Origin of the sequence: Priestia sp. TRN 1309 (assembly GCF_050846875.1) — a bacterium.
Classification (GTDB): Bacteria; Bacillota; Bacilli; order Bacillales; family Bacillaceae_H; genus Priestia; species Priestia zanthoxyli.
On record NZ_JBOZGM010000003.1, the window covers coordinates 1 to 12,336 of the forward strand.

General features: G+C 38.3%; 15 protein-coding genes. 6 read left to right on the forward strand and 9 right to left on the reverse strand.

All coding sequences use genetic code 11. From position 1 onward, the window contains the following. Positions 1–245 precede the first annotated feature (245 nt). A complete protein-coding gene (locus ACRPLQ_RS12285) occupies positions 246–392 on the forward strand; it encodes a hypothetical protein (protein ID WP_165635688.1) in 147 nt (48 codons plus the stop codon). 31 nt (positions 393–423) lie between these two features. On the opposite strand, the gene ACRPLQ_RS12290 is transcribed toward ACRPLQ_RS12285, so the two are convergent. Next, positions 424–837, reverse strand: a complete 414-nt coding sequence (locus ACRPLQ_RS12290) for a YppG family protein (protein WP_028414073.1) — start codon at positions 835–837, stop codon at positions 424–426. A gap of 230 nt (positions 838–1,067) precedes the next feature. Here ACRPLQ_RS12290 and ACRPLQ_RS12295 point away from each other — a divergent pair, with 230 nt between their 5' ends. Both ACRPLQ_RS12295 and ACRPLQ_RS12300 read left to right on the forward strand, forming a co-directional pair. Then, positions 1,068–1,262: a YppF family protein gene (locus ACRPLQ_RS12295; RefSeq protein WP_013056115.1), complete on the forward strand. Its 195-nt coding sequence runs from the start codon at positions 1,068–1,070 to the stop codon at positions 1,260–1,262. Between the two features lie 125 nt (positions 1,263–1,387). Beyond that, positions 1,388–1,558: a hypothetical protein gene (locus ACRPLQ_RS12300; RefSeq protein WP_165573332.1), complete on the forward strand. Its 171-nt coding sequence runs from the start codon at positions 1,388–1,390 to the stop codon at positions 1,556–1,558. A gap of 93 nt (positions 1,559–1,651) precedes the next feature. Here the strand turns inward: ACRPLQ_RS12300 and ACRPLQ_RS12305 are convergent, their stop codons facing one another. Together ACRPLQ_RS12305 and ACRPLQ_RS12310 are read right to left on the reverse strand one after the other, a co-directional pair. After that, a complete protein-coding gene (locus ACRPLQ_RS12305; protein WP_013056113.1) occupies positions 1,652–2,002 on the reverse strand; it encodes a YppE family protein in 351 nt (116 codons plus the stop codon). 45 nt (positions 2,003–2,047) lie between these two features. Further along, on the reverse strand, positions 2,048–2,302 hold the full coding sequence (locus ACRPLQ_RS12310; RefSeq protein ID WP_034266868.1) for a hypothetical protein: 255 nt from the start codon (positions 2,300–2,302) through the stop codon (positions 2,048–2,050). A 227-nt stretch (positions 2,303–2,529) separates the two neighbouring features. Between ACRPLQ_RS12310 and ACRPLQ_RS12315 the strand changes: the two genes are divergently transcribed. Continuing rightward, entirely contained in the window at positions 2,530–2,631 is a 102-nt protein-coding gene (locus ACRPLQ_RS12315) for a hypothetical protein (protein ID WP_016763465.1), read from the forward strand. An 11-nt stretch (positions 2,632–2,642) separates the two neighbouring features. Here the strand turns inward: ACRPLQ_RS12315 and ACRPLQ_RS12320 are convergent, their stop codons facing one another. After that, on the reverse strand, positions 2,643–3,638 hold the full coding sequence (locus ACRPLQ_RS12320) for a DUF2515 family protein (protein ID WP_034266862.1): 996 nt from the start codon (positions 3,636–3,638) through the stop codon (positions 2,643–2,645). A 73-nt stretch (positions 3,639–3,711) separates the two neighbouring features. On the opposite strand from ACRPLQ_RS12320, the gene recU reads away from it, so the two are divergent. Further along, positions 3,712–4,311, forward strand: a complete 600-nt coding sequence (gene recU, locus ACRPLQ_RS12325; protein ID WP_034266860.1) for a Holliday junction resolvase RecU — start codon at positions 3,712–3,714, stop codon at positions 4,309–4,311. 63 nt (positions 4,312–4,374) lie between these two features. After that, positions 4,375–7,200 carry a PBP1A family penicillin-binding protein gene (locus ACRPLQ_RS12330; protein WP_367032780.1) on the forward strand — a complete coding sequence of 942 codons (2,826 nt, stop codon included), beginning with the start codon at positions 4,375–4,377 and terminating at the stop codon, positions 7,198–7,200. A 35-nt stretch (positions 7,201–7,235) separates the two neighbouring features. On the opposite strand, the gene ACRPLQ_RS12335 is transcribed toward ACRPLQ_RS12330, so the two are convergent. The 5 genes from ACRPLQ_RS12335 to ACRPLQ_RS12355 form a co-directional block, all read right to left on the reverse strand. Continuing rightward, complete coding sequence (locus ACRPLQ_RS12335) at positions 7,236–7,736, reverse strand: YpoC family protein (protein WP_033578425.1); 501 nt, start codon at positions 7,734–7,736, stop codon at positions 7,236–7,238. After that, positions 7,723–8,394: an endonuclease III gene (gene nth, locus ACRPLQ_RS12340; RefSeq protein WP_028414079.1), complete on the reverse strand. Its 672-nt coding sequence runs from the start codon at positions 8,392–8,394 to the stop codon at positions 7,723–7,725. The genes ACRPLQ_RS12335 and nth overlap by 14 nt, the downstream gene beginning before the upstream one ends. 140 nt (positions 8,395–8,534) lie before the next feature. Continuing rightward, positions 8,535–9,242, reverse strand: a complete 708-nt coding sequence (locus ACRPLQ_RS12345) for a DnaD domain-containing protein (protein WP_016763459.1) — start codon at positions 9,240–9,242, stop codon at positions 8,535–8,537. A 336-nt stretch (positions 9,243–9,578) separates the two neighbouring features. Further along, entirely contained in the window at positions 9,579–10,871 is a 1,293-nt protein-coding gene (gene asnS / locus ACRPLQ_RS12350; RefSeq protein WP_033578423.1) for an asparagine--tRNA ligase, read from the reverse strand. Between the two features lie 155 nt (positions 10,872–11,026). Next, the gene (locus tag ACRPLQ_RS12355; RefSeq protein ID WP_013082327.1) at positions 11,027–12,211 is read right to left on the reverse strand and encodes a pyridoxal phosphate-dependent aminotransferase; all 1,185 of its coding nucleotides are present in this window, start codon (positions 12,209–12,211) and stop codon (positions 11,027–11,029) included. Positions 12,212–12,336 lie beyond the last annotated feature (125 nt).

The window sequence follows — 12,336 nt, forward strand, 5'->3', positions numbered from 1 at the left end:
TACTCGCCGCTCTCGTCGTTCTACTCGCCGCTCTCGCCGTTCTACTCGCCGCTCTCGTCGTTCTACTCGCCGCTCTCACCGTTCTACTCGCCGCTCTTAATTTCTCTAAACACTCATCTTTATTGCAAAAAAACGCCGAAGAACTACGAATGTCTTCGGCGTTTTTTTCCACTTATAGAAGGTGCACATTTGGAAATATACTAAGATGGAGCGTTATTCATTTTACATAGAAAAGGAGAGCTTTTATGAAAAAAAACAAGCATCGAATTTTAACTTCATCAACTACAGATGTCGAAGAAATCAAACGTTTAAATGCGCAGTCTGGACTAACTTACAATGAAGTATTTGCACTTCTTGGAGAAAACTATTTGAAAAATCAACAGAAAAAATAATAAGCTGGGACTAGAAAACAACTTCTAGTCCTTATACTTTGAAAATCCCGGAAAACCCTTTTACTAAGGATGTTAATTGGTTCATGGCTCCCATCATCTGTCCCGCAGTATTCATCATTTTGTTCATATCGTAATTGCCATCACTCGATTTAAACTGAGACATTAATGACTGAAATTGAGATGGCTGAGGCTTTTGCTGCTGACCTTTAGGATATGGATTAAAAGGCGCACCTGCATTGTTGTACATGGGCTGCTGGTACATTCCGTTCATATAGGGAATTTGCTGAGGGCCAAAAGGCATTTGTTGCTGAGCGTACGGATGTTGCGGCATATAAGCTTCCGTCCATGGCTGCTGGTGATACTGTGGAAATGGATGTACCTGACTTAAATCAAAACGTTCTGGTTGATGTTGCTCATAATACGGATAGTGCTTACTTGTATACATGCAAAATCAATACCTCCTTTTTAATATTACATAATATATAGTATGTATGCAGAAATAAGAGGTGACGTTCGTCTACTTGTACTTTTGGAGAACGCATTCAAAAATATGTAGGTTTCTGTCGAAAGTTTAAATTTTTCAAAAAAACGAGATTATTTAAATATATGGTACGATAAGAACAAGTGATACTACCTATACGTAGTGGCACAAATGGGGATTAGGAGGGAATTTACATGTATGTGAACGAACTTCAAGAAGCTTTTATTGCGGTGAAACAATATGAGCCGCAGTCAAGTAATGAATTACTCGATTTTGCTCAGCAGCAGTATTTAAAAGGTTTTTTAACTCCTATGAATTACAAAGCCGCTGTACGTGAACTCGAACAAATTGGAGCTACTAAGCCTGATTTTAGTGCACAAGATGATTAATTTTTTTACTACCACTGAGAAATCGGTGGTTTCTTTGTTTCCTATAAAGTGGACACATACTTCTTTTTTGACTTGTTTATACTATAAAGGCTTTAACGTAGTATTCAATAAAGGAGGTTTATTTCATGAGTCGTGGAAAACATTTTGATCATAAAAAACAAGGACAAAGTGCAGTAAATAAAACAAATAACGCCGTTGCTTCTAAACATACCGAAAAAGTTGATTATCATATCGATACAGTTGCTTCACAAGATCACCCAGCTGTTTCTATCCAATCACAAAAAGATTTTGATTAACTTTTTATTGATCATGATAAAATGCCTAAAGAGTTTTCTCTTTAGGCATACATAGAAAATCCCCACCTTATAAGTCTCAACGGAAGGCCGGGATTAATTATTCAATATCGACTCGAGCACATACTTATTTGAGTGATACATCTTTTTAAATCGCTTTTCTCGCGTCTCGGGATAAAATGACTGTAGTACAACGTTTTGTAAATTTTCTTTTAACGTCTCTACTTGATTAACATGAATATATTTTGGTCGCTCTTTCTTCAGCCATTCCGTTACGAGACTAGCCCATTCATCAAGTTCTTTGAAGAAAATGTCTCCATAAGGCTTTACTTCTTCAAAAAATTTCACTTCATAATTTTCTTCCTGTTGAATAGACGCTAATCGTTCTACAGCTACTTCATTATATTGAAACATGATCTCCGTACTTTTTTTCACATCTTCATTCATCGTTATTCGTCACCTCTACGATGACTATTGTAACATAAACAATCTTTATACTGTATGAAGAACCATTTCTCTTCGTCTTCTACTCCATTCTGTTTCGGAAGGCATGCTTTCATACACAGTTACTTCAATTTCTTGCAGCGATTGGTCAATGCGATGAACTTGTTCCATATATGTTTCTTCACAATGTGTAAATGCTTCATTTATAGATGTAGACATCGTTTTATCCACTAGATCTACTTGCTCTAGTAAGCTATCTAATAAAGTCATCATTTCGCTTGTTTTAACCATACTTTGTTTCATCGCCATCCCTCCAAATTTTCCTTTGCATAACGTATTCTCTTTTTTATTCATTGTCCCTTCACACATGACAAAACTAGTTTCTATTCGTCAAAGAAAGATGTTTTCGACATTTTCATTTATGGTGAATCGAAAGAGAACATATTGAAAACACTAGTATAGACATTTCAGCTAAGTGGATACATTCTGCTGCTGAACGTTCATTACAACATGATAGGAGGTGCCTAGATATGGCCAACAAACAGCAAAAATCACAGCCTAAAAATAAGCCTGAAACAAAAACCTACGGTGATCCTAAAAAGTTAAACGGTCCTAACCAGCCTTCTACTTAAGAACAAAACGGTCACTTGTGACCGTTTTTATTTACATTAACTACTTGCGCTACTTTCATTAATATATGCAGCTGCTTTTGCTTTTGAAGATACCACTTTGTAAAATGAACTTTCTTTGGAAAAGGCGGCTTTTTCATGAGCTTTTGTTCCTGTTTTTTTGTTAAAAACCACTCTTCTCTCTTTTTTTCATGATGTCTAATAGCCGGATACACCTTTCGAAGTGCAGGTGTACAGCAACTGGTTTCATCCACAAAATACTGCTCATAATCGTATCTCGAACCCGTATGCTTTGTTTTCAAAGAAAATTCATAAAACAAGGGATAATACTTTTCATGAAATAATAAAGCCGCTAATTTCTTCCCCAAATCAATCCGATTATTTACTTTTGTAAAATCATGAACAGAACAACCGTATAGCTCCCCTTTTGTAGTAGGAAAAAGGACGGAACTAAAGTGGAATATATCTTGAAAAAAAAACAGCATACTTTTAAATACTCTATCTTGATAAAAAGGCTGTTCAATAACGGGCTTTTGAATAACGTGCTGCTCATTTACAATTAACGCATGAATAAGCTGCAGTTCAGAAGGTTTCTGCATAAATTGCCTCCACTTTTCTTCGATAAAAGATGAAACATTTAAATAGGGAAGTAAATGAACGTAAGAGACATGTTTTTTACGCGAAACAGCATACAATAGTAATTGCGGGAAGGCATCTTTAAAAATAAGCCAATTTGCTCTTTCATACGTCAAAAATAATAAATCGCGCGTTTGCTTTGATAACGCTTTTTTCATTGGTTCTCCTTGCAAATCACACATATTCCACCCTGCGTTGCGCGATACCATACTTGCGAGAAATGCCCACTTTACTTCAGGATATCTATGATAAAAAGTTGCATAAGCTTGGGTTCTTGATATATTATCAATATTCAGCTTGTCTGTTGTTTTATTAATCGCCGTCAACAGCGCTTGTTCCGAACTATTGAGTGACATCTCTTCATCTTCTTTCATCTATTTTTATTTGTAGGATTTGGTATAATAGAATTTGTTTGTTTAATAGATTTACACTAAAGGAGTGATGGTTATGATTCGCTATCCTAACGGAAAGGCCTATAAGCCATTGAATACCAGCAGTCCTTCCCCTAAAAAGCTAGAAGCTAGCTATAGCAATCGTGGTATGACGCTGGAGGACGATTTAAACGAAACAAACGAATACTATGTTTCAAAAGGAATAGCCATTGTTCACAAAAAACCAACCCCTGTTCAAATTGTAAAAGTAGACTATCCGAAGAGAAGTGCCGCTGTTATCAAAGAAGCTTATTTTAAGCAGGCTTCTACTACAGACTATAATGGAATCTATAAAGGAAAACACCTTGACTTTGAAGCAAAAGAAACGAGAAATAAAACCTCATTTCCTCTGCGTAATTTTCATGAACATCAAATTGAACATATGAAGCAAATTGTGAAACAAAACGGGGTTTGTTTCGTTATATTAATGTTCTCTACTTTACAAGAAATATACTTGTTCGAAGCACAGTTCCTTTTTCCTTATTGGGATGCCATGAAAAAAGATGGACGAAAATCAATCCCTAAGGCAGATATTGAAAAAAAAGGACATTTCATCGAACTTGGTTACCATCCGAGAATCGATTACATAAAAACTATAGATAAATTATACTTTTAAGAGTATGATATATATGTTTACGGAAATCATTCTCTTACAATGCGTTGAAAGGTAGGAGTTTTTATGTCAGATAATTATCGCTCTCGTGAAGAACGACGAAGAGCTATGAATGACAACAAACCAGAAGGTAAATCTCAAGGAAAACCGAAAAAGAAGAAAAAAGGAGGCCTATTTCGTAAAATTGTTGCCGCAGTTTTACTGATAGGAATCATCGGGCTCATTGCCGGAGTGGGAACTTTTTTTGCTATGATAAGCGATGCTCCAAAAGTTGATGACTCGGTATTAAAAAACTCTTTTTCATCTAAAGTATATGCAAACGATGGAAAAACAGTTGTAAAAGAAATTGGAGCTCAAAAACGTACATATGTGCAATACGATGAAATCCCTCAAGTCGTCAAAAATGCATTTATCGCTACGGAAGACGTTCGTTTTTATAAACATCACGGCGTCGACTTTTACCGTATTGGTGGAGCATTAATGGCGAACTTTAAAGACGGCTTCGGTGCTGAGGGCGGTAGTACGATTACTCAGCAAGTGGTTAAGAATTCGTTCTTATCACCAAAGAAGACGGTTAAACGTAAAGTACAAGAAATGTGGTTAGCTTACCAGCTTGAGCGCAAATATTCGAAGCAACAAATTCTTGAAATGTATTTAAACAAAATATATTTCGCATCAGGTGAAGTATACGGTATTGAACGAGCAGCTGAGAAATTTTACGGAGTTAAAAGCGTAAAAGATTTAACTCTTGATGAAGCTGCTATGTTGGCAGGCTTACCAAAAGCGCCAACTACTTATAACCCAGTTACAAACCCAGAGAATGCTACTAAACGCCGTAACACAGTATTAAACTTAATGGCTAAAAACGGCTTCATTACACAAGCCGAGGCCGACAAAGCAAAACAAGTAGATGTACAGGCTCACTTAGCTAAACAAACTGAATCAACATCTAAGTACGATGTATTTATTGATCAAGTAATCGAGGAAGTAAAAAAGAAAACAGACGCGGATCCATTTTCTGCGGGCTTAGAAATTTATACAACGCTTGACACGAATGCTCAGGACTATGTGGATGATGTGATGAATAACAAAGTAGTCAACTTCCCGAACGATAAATTCCAAGCAGGTCTTGTCGTTGTAGATAATGAAACAGGCGGTATTCAAGCAATTGGAGGCGGACGTAACCGTGTGTCAGGCGGCTTGAACTTTGCAACAAATATGAGACGCCAGCCCGGCTCAACAATTAAGCCGATCTTAGATTACGGTCCAGCGATTGAGAACTTAAAGTGGTCTACTGGACAACCGATAAAAGATGAAGAATATCATTATTCAAACGGCACGCCAATCCGAAATTTTGGACGCAACTATAAAGGGTGGGTTTCAGCGCGTGAAGCTTTAGGACGCTCACTGAACATCCCTGCTTTAAAAGCGTTTCAAGCAACCGGTGCGGACAAAGCAAAAGAGTTCGCTACGGGCCTTGGGCTAAAATTAGATGAAGAAGACGGCGAAGCTTATTCTGAATCTTATTCTATCGGAGGCTTCCGTACAGGTGTTACACCTCTGCAAATGGCTGGAGCCTATAGTGCTTTTGCAAATGAAGGTATGTACAATGCACCGCATACAGTGACAAAGGTAAAATTCCCTGATGGAACAGAAATTGATTTAACGCCAAAACCAAAACGCGCAATGCAAGATTACACGGCGTTTATGATGACGGACATGATGAAATCTGTTGTAAACGAATCCTATGGTACAGCTCGTGCTGTTCGTACACCAGGATTAGAAATTGCGGGTAAAACAGGAACTTCGAACTTTAGTGCTGACGAGAAAAAACGATACAACATTCCAGACGCTGGTGAAAAAGACGTGTGGTTTAATGGATTTACGCCAAACTATACGATTTCCGTATGGACAGGCTATGAAACTGCTAAAGACGGCTATATTTTAAGTCCTAATGAAACAGGCATGGCAAAAAATATCTTTAAGCATGTTATTACTCATATTTCTGAAGGCAAACCTAAAGGAAGTTTCAAGCAGCCGGACAGCGTAGTTGAACGTTCCGTGGAAAAACCAACGGGCAAAGACTTAAAACGCCCAAGCGGCTCTACTCCTTCTAGCTTAATTACAAAAGAATACTTTGTGCGCGGTACTGCACCGACAAAAGTATCTCAAACGTTTGTGAAGAAAGAAAAAGAAGAAAAGAAAGAAGATAAAAAAGAGGACAAAAAAGAGAAAAAAGACAATAAAGATGTGAAGCCAAAAATTACTGCTTCGTATAGCGGAGGAGCAATTTCAGTTAACTGGTCAGCGTCAAACGCAGCCAGTGATACGACCTTTACAGTCACAATGTCTTCTCCTAACGGTTCTGAACAACTCGCATCTGGCGCAGGAGCCGGTGGAAAAACAATTTCCAATCCAGCACCAGGCGCAACGTATAGTTTCACCGTAACAACAAATACGGGCCAAAGCGCTAGTTCTTCTGTAAAAGTTCCTGATTCATCAGATCAAGCTACCGAAGATAATTCTACTAAGCCTGAAGATGACGGAACAACGGACGATAATCAAAATGAAGACAATAGCAACACTGATCAAAACAACGGCTCTGATCAAGGTGACGATTCATCTACTCAGCCGGATGATAACCAAAACAGCAATAATGGCAGCAATAGCGGCGGTAACAATAGCGGAAATACCGATAATAACAATAACGATAGCGGCAATGCTAACGATGGTAATAGCGGCAACAACAACAATAATAACGGAGGCACAACTCCTCCTCCAGCAGACAACGGTGGAAGTGACTCAGGAAGTCAAACACCACAAACTCCTGCTACACCATCGACGCCGTCAACACCTGCTACACCGCAGCAAGAGCCAACAACTGAAAATTAACGCAGCAGTAAAAAGCCCCTACACGTGTAGGGGCTTTATTTCTTGTGAAGAATAAGCATTTTTGCATACTGCTTACGCAGCTCATTAAATAATTCTGTCAGCTGAATATACGCTTGATAAGAAGAAACTCGCTGCAGCAAAAATAGAAGTCTCTCAGCACAGTTAATAGGCTTATAGGTTAGGTCCGCTATGTCTTCTTGCAGCCGATTTAAACGCCGAACGGGCTGTCCATTAATCCAAAACAGTAAACTAATATACATAGCAGCAGCTTGTTTCATACAAGGCGCTGCTTCTTTTGCTTTTCGCTGAGAAAAAAGCGTATGCAGTTCTTCCCTTTGAGTTTCCCACTTTTCAAAAAATGGCCGTATGTTCTTTTGAACATCCCTCCAAGGTGTTTTCGTTTCTTTATGTACATCGTATAAAATATCATAAGCAAAATAATTTCTTCCATTTTTTTTATCTGTTTCAAGAACCCGATCTTCTTTTGAATAAAATGGTTCGCATATGAAATGTGACGGCACTTCAATCGGTAACATCTGTCTTCTTCTCTTTTCCTTTCATTCGTTTCTTTCCTTCTCGGCAAAGATCAAGAAGCGGGCAGACATGACATTGAGGAGACTGTGCTTTACAGTGATAGCGTCCAAAAAAGATAAGTCGATGATGCGTAACGGACCATTCATCTTTCGGAATTTTTCTCATCAGCGTTTTTTCTACTTCTAAAACTGAATCTTTCCACCTGCAAATCCCAAGGCGTTTACTTACACGTTCTACATGCGTGTCTACGGCTATTGACGGTACTCCAAAAGCTACGGATACAACAACATTAGCCGTCTTACGCCCTACTCCCGGAAGATTGGTCAGCTCATCACGATCTTTCGGAACTTCTCCTCCGTATTCATCAATGAGCATACGGCAGAGCTTTTGAATGTTTTTAGCTTTATTTCTATATAAGCCGATTGATCTAATATCTTGCTGCAGCTCTTCTAACGAAACGGCTAAATAGTCTTCAGGCGTTTGATATTTCTTGAATAAATCCGCTGTTACGCGGTTGACTAAAGCATCTGTGCACTGAGCAGATAGCGCCACGGCAATGACTAAATCAAAGGGATTCCGATGATTCAACTCACAGTGGGCGTCAGGAAACATTTCTGCCATAGCATCTAGGCACTGTCTGATTTGTTTTAACGTTAACATACTAGTTCTCCTTCTTCTTACAGGTAGTTCCCTCCTATTTTACAATAGGATTCCTGTCAAATGCTACTTTTGTCCATACTCTTTTAAAAAAGCTGCTTCAAGATTCAATTACTTGGATCTTGAAGCAGCTTTTTATCCTGTCATTGCTCTAGCCAGTTAAAAAAAGGAATGGCTGATGTAGACTGAGAAGGGTTAACAGAAGATAGTTTTTTGGGCTGTTGATTTTGACGAAATTTTTGGCTATGCTTGCGGGCTTGATCAATGGTCTGAATGCCATTTTTCTTCCATTCGAATAAAATACGATCAATATACCGGAAGTTTAATTTTCCAGACATCACCGACTCTCTTAGTGCCGCTTTAATAATAATGGGGTCATGATGATCTTGATCAATCCACATCGCTAGCGTTTCGCATTCAAACGGAGACAATGCTCTGCCAAACTCTTTTTCAAACATTGTATATAAATTAAGCTCTTCTTGTTCTTCTTCGCTTTTTTCTACTTCTCTTGTTTCTTGCATCATATGATGAATAAGCTTTTCCCAAAGCGGTTTTAATGAATAACGTTCACAAATAAGGGCGTTTTGCTGTTGATCTTGCTCAATAGATAAAAAGCCGCGCTGAATTAATGCTCGCAGCGTATCCATACACACAGCACTTGAAATACTCATTTTTGCCGCCAATTCGTTAGGTGTCGGGAAACCTTCACCGCCTTCAATGGAAACATAAATATGCATTAACGTCATGAATTCCGTTTCGTTCATTCCCAAATCGCTATAGTGATTAAACAGCAGCTTCGGAATTGAAACTGTGCCTTGTTCAAACCATTCAATTAACGTTTCTTTTTTCATATCCGAACACCTCAGTAGTTAGTATATCATGAAGTTTATAGTCAAAGTAACAATTATTCGAAGCTAAAAAAGCTTCTATGTAAAACTTTCCGCTGAAACCGTACCATTGCTCTGCACATATAAAATATATACGAACGATGACTTCCTTCCAAGAATATTACACTAACTTATTTTTTCGAGAATTGCAACTCCCTTTTAAGTTAGACTCTCTTCTATGTTTGCCGTTGTTTCCTTGTGATATAAGTAAAAACCTCGTTTTTCTTTTCTTTTTATGATTCATAAAAAAAAGCTAAAAAAGTATCCTGACTACAGGAGTCAGAATACTTTTTCACTTCCTTACGGGTATAAACGGTTTAATAAGCGTGGGAATGGAATCGTTTCACGAACGTGTTCTACGCCGCTAATCCATGCTACTGTACGCTCAAGGCCTAAACCAAATCCTGAATGTGGAACTGAGCCATACTTACGAAGCTCTAAATACCACTTGTATGTTTCTGTATCTAATTTGTGCTCTTCTACACGCTGAGCTAAAAGCTCTTGATCATGAATACGTTCAGAGCCTCCAATGATTTCTCCGTAGCCTTCTGGTGCGATTAAGTCTGCACATAATACTACGTCTTCATTTGTTGGATCTGGCTGCATATAAAATGGTTTTAATGACGTTGGATAGTGTGTAATGAATACCGGCTTGTCATAGCTTTCTGCGATAGCCGTTTCATGCGGTGCTCCAAAGTCATCTCCCCACTGAATGTCTGTAAATCCTTTTTCATGTAAGAATTTAAGAGCCTCATCGTACGAAATACGAGGGAATGGCGCTTTAATTTGTTCTAACTTAGATGTATCACGGCCTAGTACATTTAACTCTAACTTACAGTTTGTTAAAACAGACTGTACGACATGAGACACATACTCTTCCTGTACTTTCAAGTTATCTTCGAATTGGTAGAAAGCCATCTCTGGTTCAATCATCCAAAACTCAATTAAATGACGGCGTGTTTTAGATTTTTCAGCGCGGAACGTTGGACCGAATGAAAATACTTTTCCAAGCGCCATTGCCGCTGCTTCCATATAAAGCTGTCCACTTTGAGAAAGATATGCATCTTCGTCAAAATATTTCGTGTGGAATAATTCTGTTGTTCCTTCAGGAGCACTTCCTGTTAGGATTGGAGGATCTACTTTTGTAAACCCGTTTTCGTTAAAGAATTCATACGTTGCACGAATGATTTCGTTACGAACCTTCATAACAGCATGTTGACGTTTAGAACGCAGCCATAAATGACGGTTATCCATTAAGAACTCTGTTCCATGTTCTTTTGGCGTAATTGGGTAATCAACAGCTTCATGAATAACTTCAAGGCTTGTAACTGTTAACTCATAGCCAAACGGTGAGCGCTCATCTTCGCGTACCACACCTGTTACATATAGTGATGATTCTTGCGTCATAGATTTAGCTAATTTAAAAGTTTCTTCTTCTACTTCAGCTTTTACAACTACCCCTTGCATGAATCCTGATCCATCGCGCAGCTGTAAAAAGGCAATTTTACCACTTGAACGTTTATTCGCTAACCAAGCACCAATTGTTACTTCTTTTCCTACATGCTTGTTTGCTTCTGAAATCGTAATTTTCACGATTAATATCCCTCCAAAAAACTTACATTTCGTAATTATGTATGCCATCCTATTATACATTTCGACAAACATAATAACAAGTAACAAACAAAAAGAGCCTTCTAACACGTGTGATTTGTGCTAAAAGGCTCTTTTGTTTTTAAATATAATCTTTTTTATTTCATATGACGAGTCATGAATGATTGAATTCGTTCCAATGCCTTTTCTAGCAGATCTAGTGATGTAGCATAAGAAAGACGTACGTTTTCAGGTGAACCGAATCCTGATCCAGGCACTAGCGCTACCTTCTCTTCTTCTAAAATAGCTTCTACCCATGCATCAACTGTATCAAAGCCAGTTAACTTTGCAGCTTCAATTGCATTAGGGAATAAGTAGAAAGCACCCTGTGGTTTTAAGCATGAGAACCCTGGAATGTTAATCAGCTTTTCATGAATTACGTTTAGACGCTCTTCAAAAGCTTGTCGCATCATTTCCACCGGCTCCTGAGTGCCGTTATAAGCAGCGATTGTTGCATATTGAGCAATAGATGTTGGATTTGACGTGCTGTGACTCGCTAGGTTTGTCATCGCTTTAATAACTGTAGCATCACCAGCTGCATATCCAATGCGCCAGCCCGTCATGGAATGTGACTTAGAAACACCGTTAATGATAATTGTTTTTTCTTTTAACGCTGGTGAAAGCTGTGCAATCGATACATGTTCATTTTGACCATACACAAGCTTTTCATAAATTTCATCTGATACGATAAAAATATCGTGCTTCAAGCAAACTTCTCCTAAAGCTTGAAGCTCTTCTCTTGTGTAAATCATACCCGTTGGGTTGCTTGGTGAATTGATAATAACAGCTTTAGTTTTAGCAGTAATAGCCGCTTCTAATTGTTCAGGTGTGATTTTAAATTCGTTATTTTCAGAACCTTCAACGAATACTGGTGTACCTTCTGCTAACTTTACTTGCTCAGGATAACTTACCCAGTAAGGAGTTGGGATAATTACTTCGTCACCTTCGTCTAACAGAACTTGAAATAACGTATACAGTGCGTGCTTAGCACCTGTACAAACAATAATTTCAGAAGGTGAATACGTCAGGCCTTGATCGCGTTTGAATTTTTCAATTACCGCTTCTTTTAATGGTGCAAGACCGCCTGCTGGCGTATATTTTGTCTGACCATCATTCATTGCTGTAACAGCCGCTTCTAAAATGTGCTGCGGCGTATTAAAATCAGGTTCCCCTGCTCCAAGTCCAATCACATCATGACCAGCCGCTTTCAATTCTTTCGCTTTTGCTGTAATCGCTAATGTTGATGATGGCGTTAATGCTGATACACGTTTTGCTAACTTCACTAAAATCTCCCCCTATGAACTAAAGCTATAATCAGCCCGCAGGCTGATTATAGATAAAAAATTGGCTTCATTTTCATAAAGCGCTGAAATCTTATATTATGACACATATGACATTTCATATGGTA

Bases quoted from the DNA above. Each gene is read 5' to 3' on its own strand.
- ACRPLQ_RS12285 (WP_165635688.1), top strand. From the start codon at position 246: ATGAAAAAAAACAAGCATCGAATTTTAACTTCATCAACTACAGATGTC.
- ACRPLQ_RS12290 (WP_028414073.1), bottom strand. From the start codon at position 837: ATGTATACAAGTAAGCACTATCCGTATTATGAGCAACATCAACCAGAA.
- ACRPLQ_RS12295 (WP_013056115.1), top strand. From the start codon at position 1,068: ATGTATGTGAACGAACTTCAAGAAGCTTTTATTGCGGTGAAACAATAT.
- ACRPLQ_RS12300 (WP_165573332.1), top strand. From the start codon at position 1,388: ATGAGTCGTGGAAAACATTTTGATCATAAAAAACAAGGACAAAGTGCA.
- ACRPLQ_RS12305 (WP_013056113.1), bottom strand. From the start codon at position 2,002: ATGAATGAAGATGTGAAAAAAAGTACGGAGATCATGTTTCAATATAAT.
- ACRPLQ_RS12310 (WP_034266868.1), bottom strand. From the start codon at position 2,302: ATGAAACAAAGTATGGTTAAAACAAGCGAAATGATGACTTTATTAGAT.
- ACRPLQ_RS12315 (WP_016763465.1), top strand. From the start codon at position 2,530: ATGGCCAACAAACAGCAAAAATCACAGCCTAAAAATAAGCCTGAAACA.
- ACRPLQ_RS12320 (WP_034266862.1), bottom strand. From the start codon at position 3,638: ATGAAAGAAGATGAAGAGATGTCACTCAATAGTTCGGAACAAGCGCTG.
- recU (WP_034266860.1), top strand. From the start codon at position 3,712: ATGATTCGCTATCCTAACGGAAAGGCCTATAAGCCATTGAATACCAGC.
- ACRPLQ_RS12330 (WP_367032780.1), top strand. From the start codon at position 4,375: ATGTCAGATAATTATCGCTCTCGTGAAGAACGACGAAGAGCTATGAAT.
- ACRPLQ_RS12335 (WP_033578425.1), bottom strand. From the start codon at position 7,736: ATGTTACCGATTGAAGTGCCGTCACATTTCATATGCGAACCATTTTAT.
- nth (WP_028414079.1), bottom strand. From the start codon at position 8,394: ATGTTAACGTTAAAACAAATCAGACAGTGCCTAGATGCTATGGCAGAA.
- ACRPLQ_RS12345 (WP_016763459.1), bottom strand. From the start codon at position 9,242: ATGAAAAAAGAAACGTTAATTGAATGGTTTGAACAAGGCACAGTTTCA.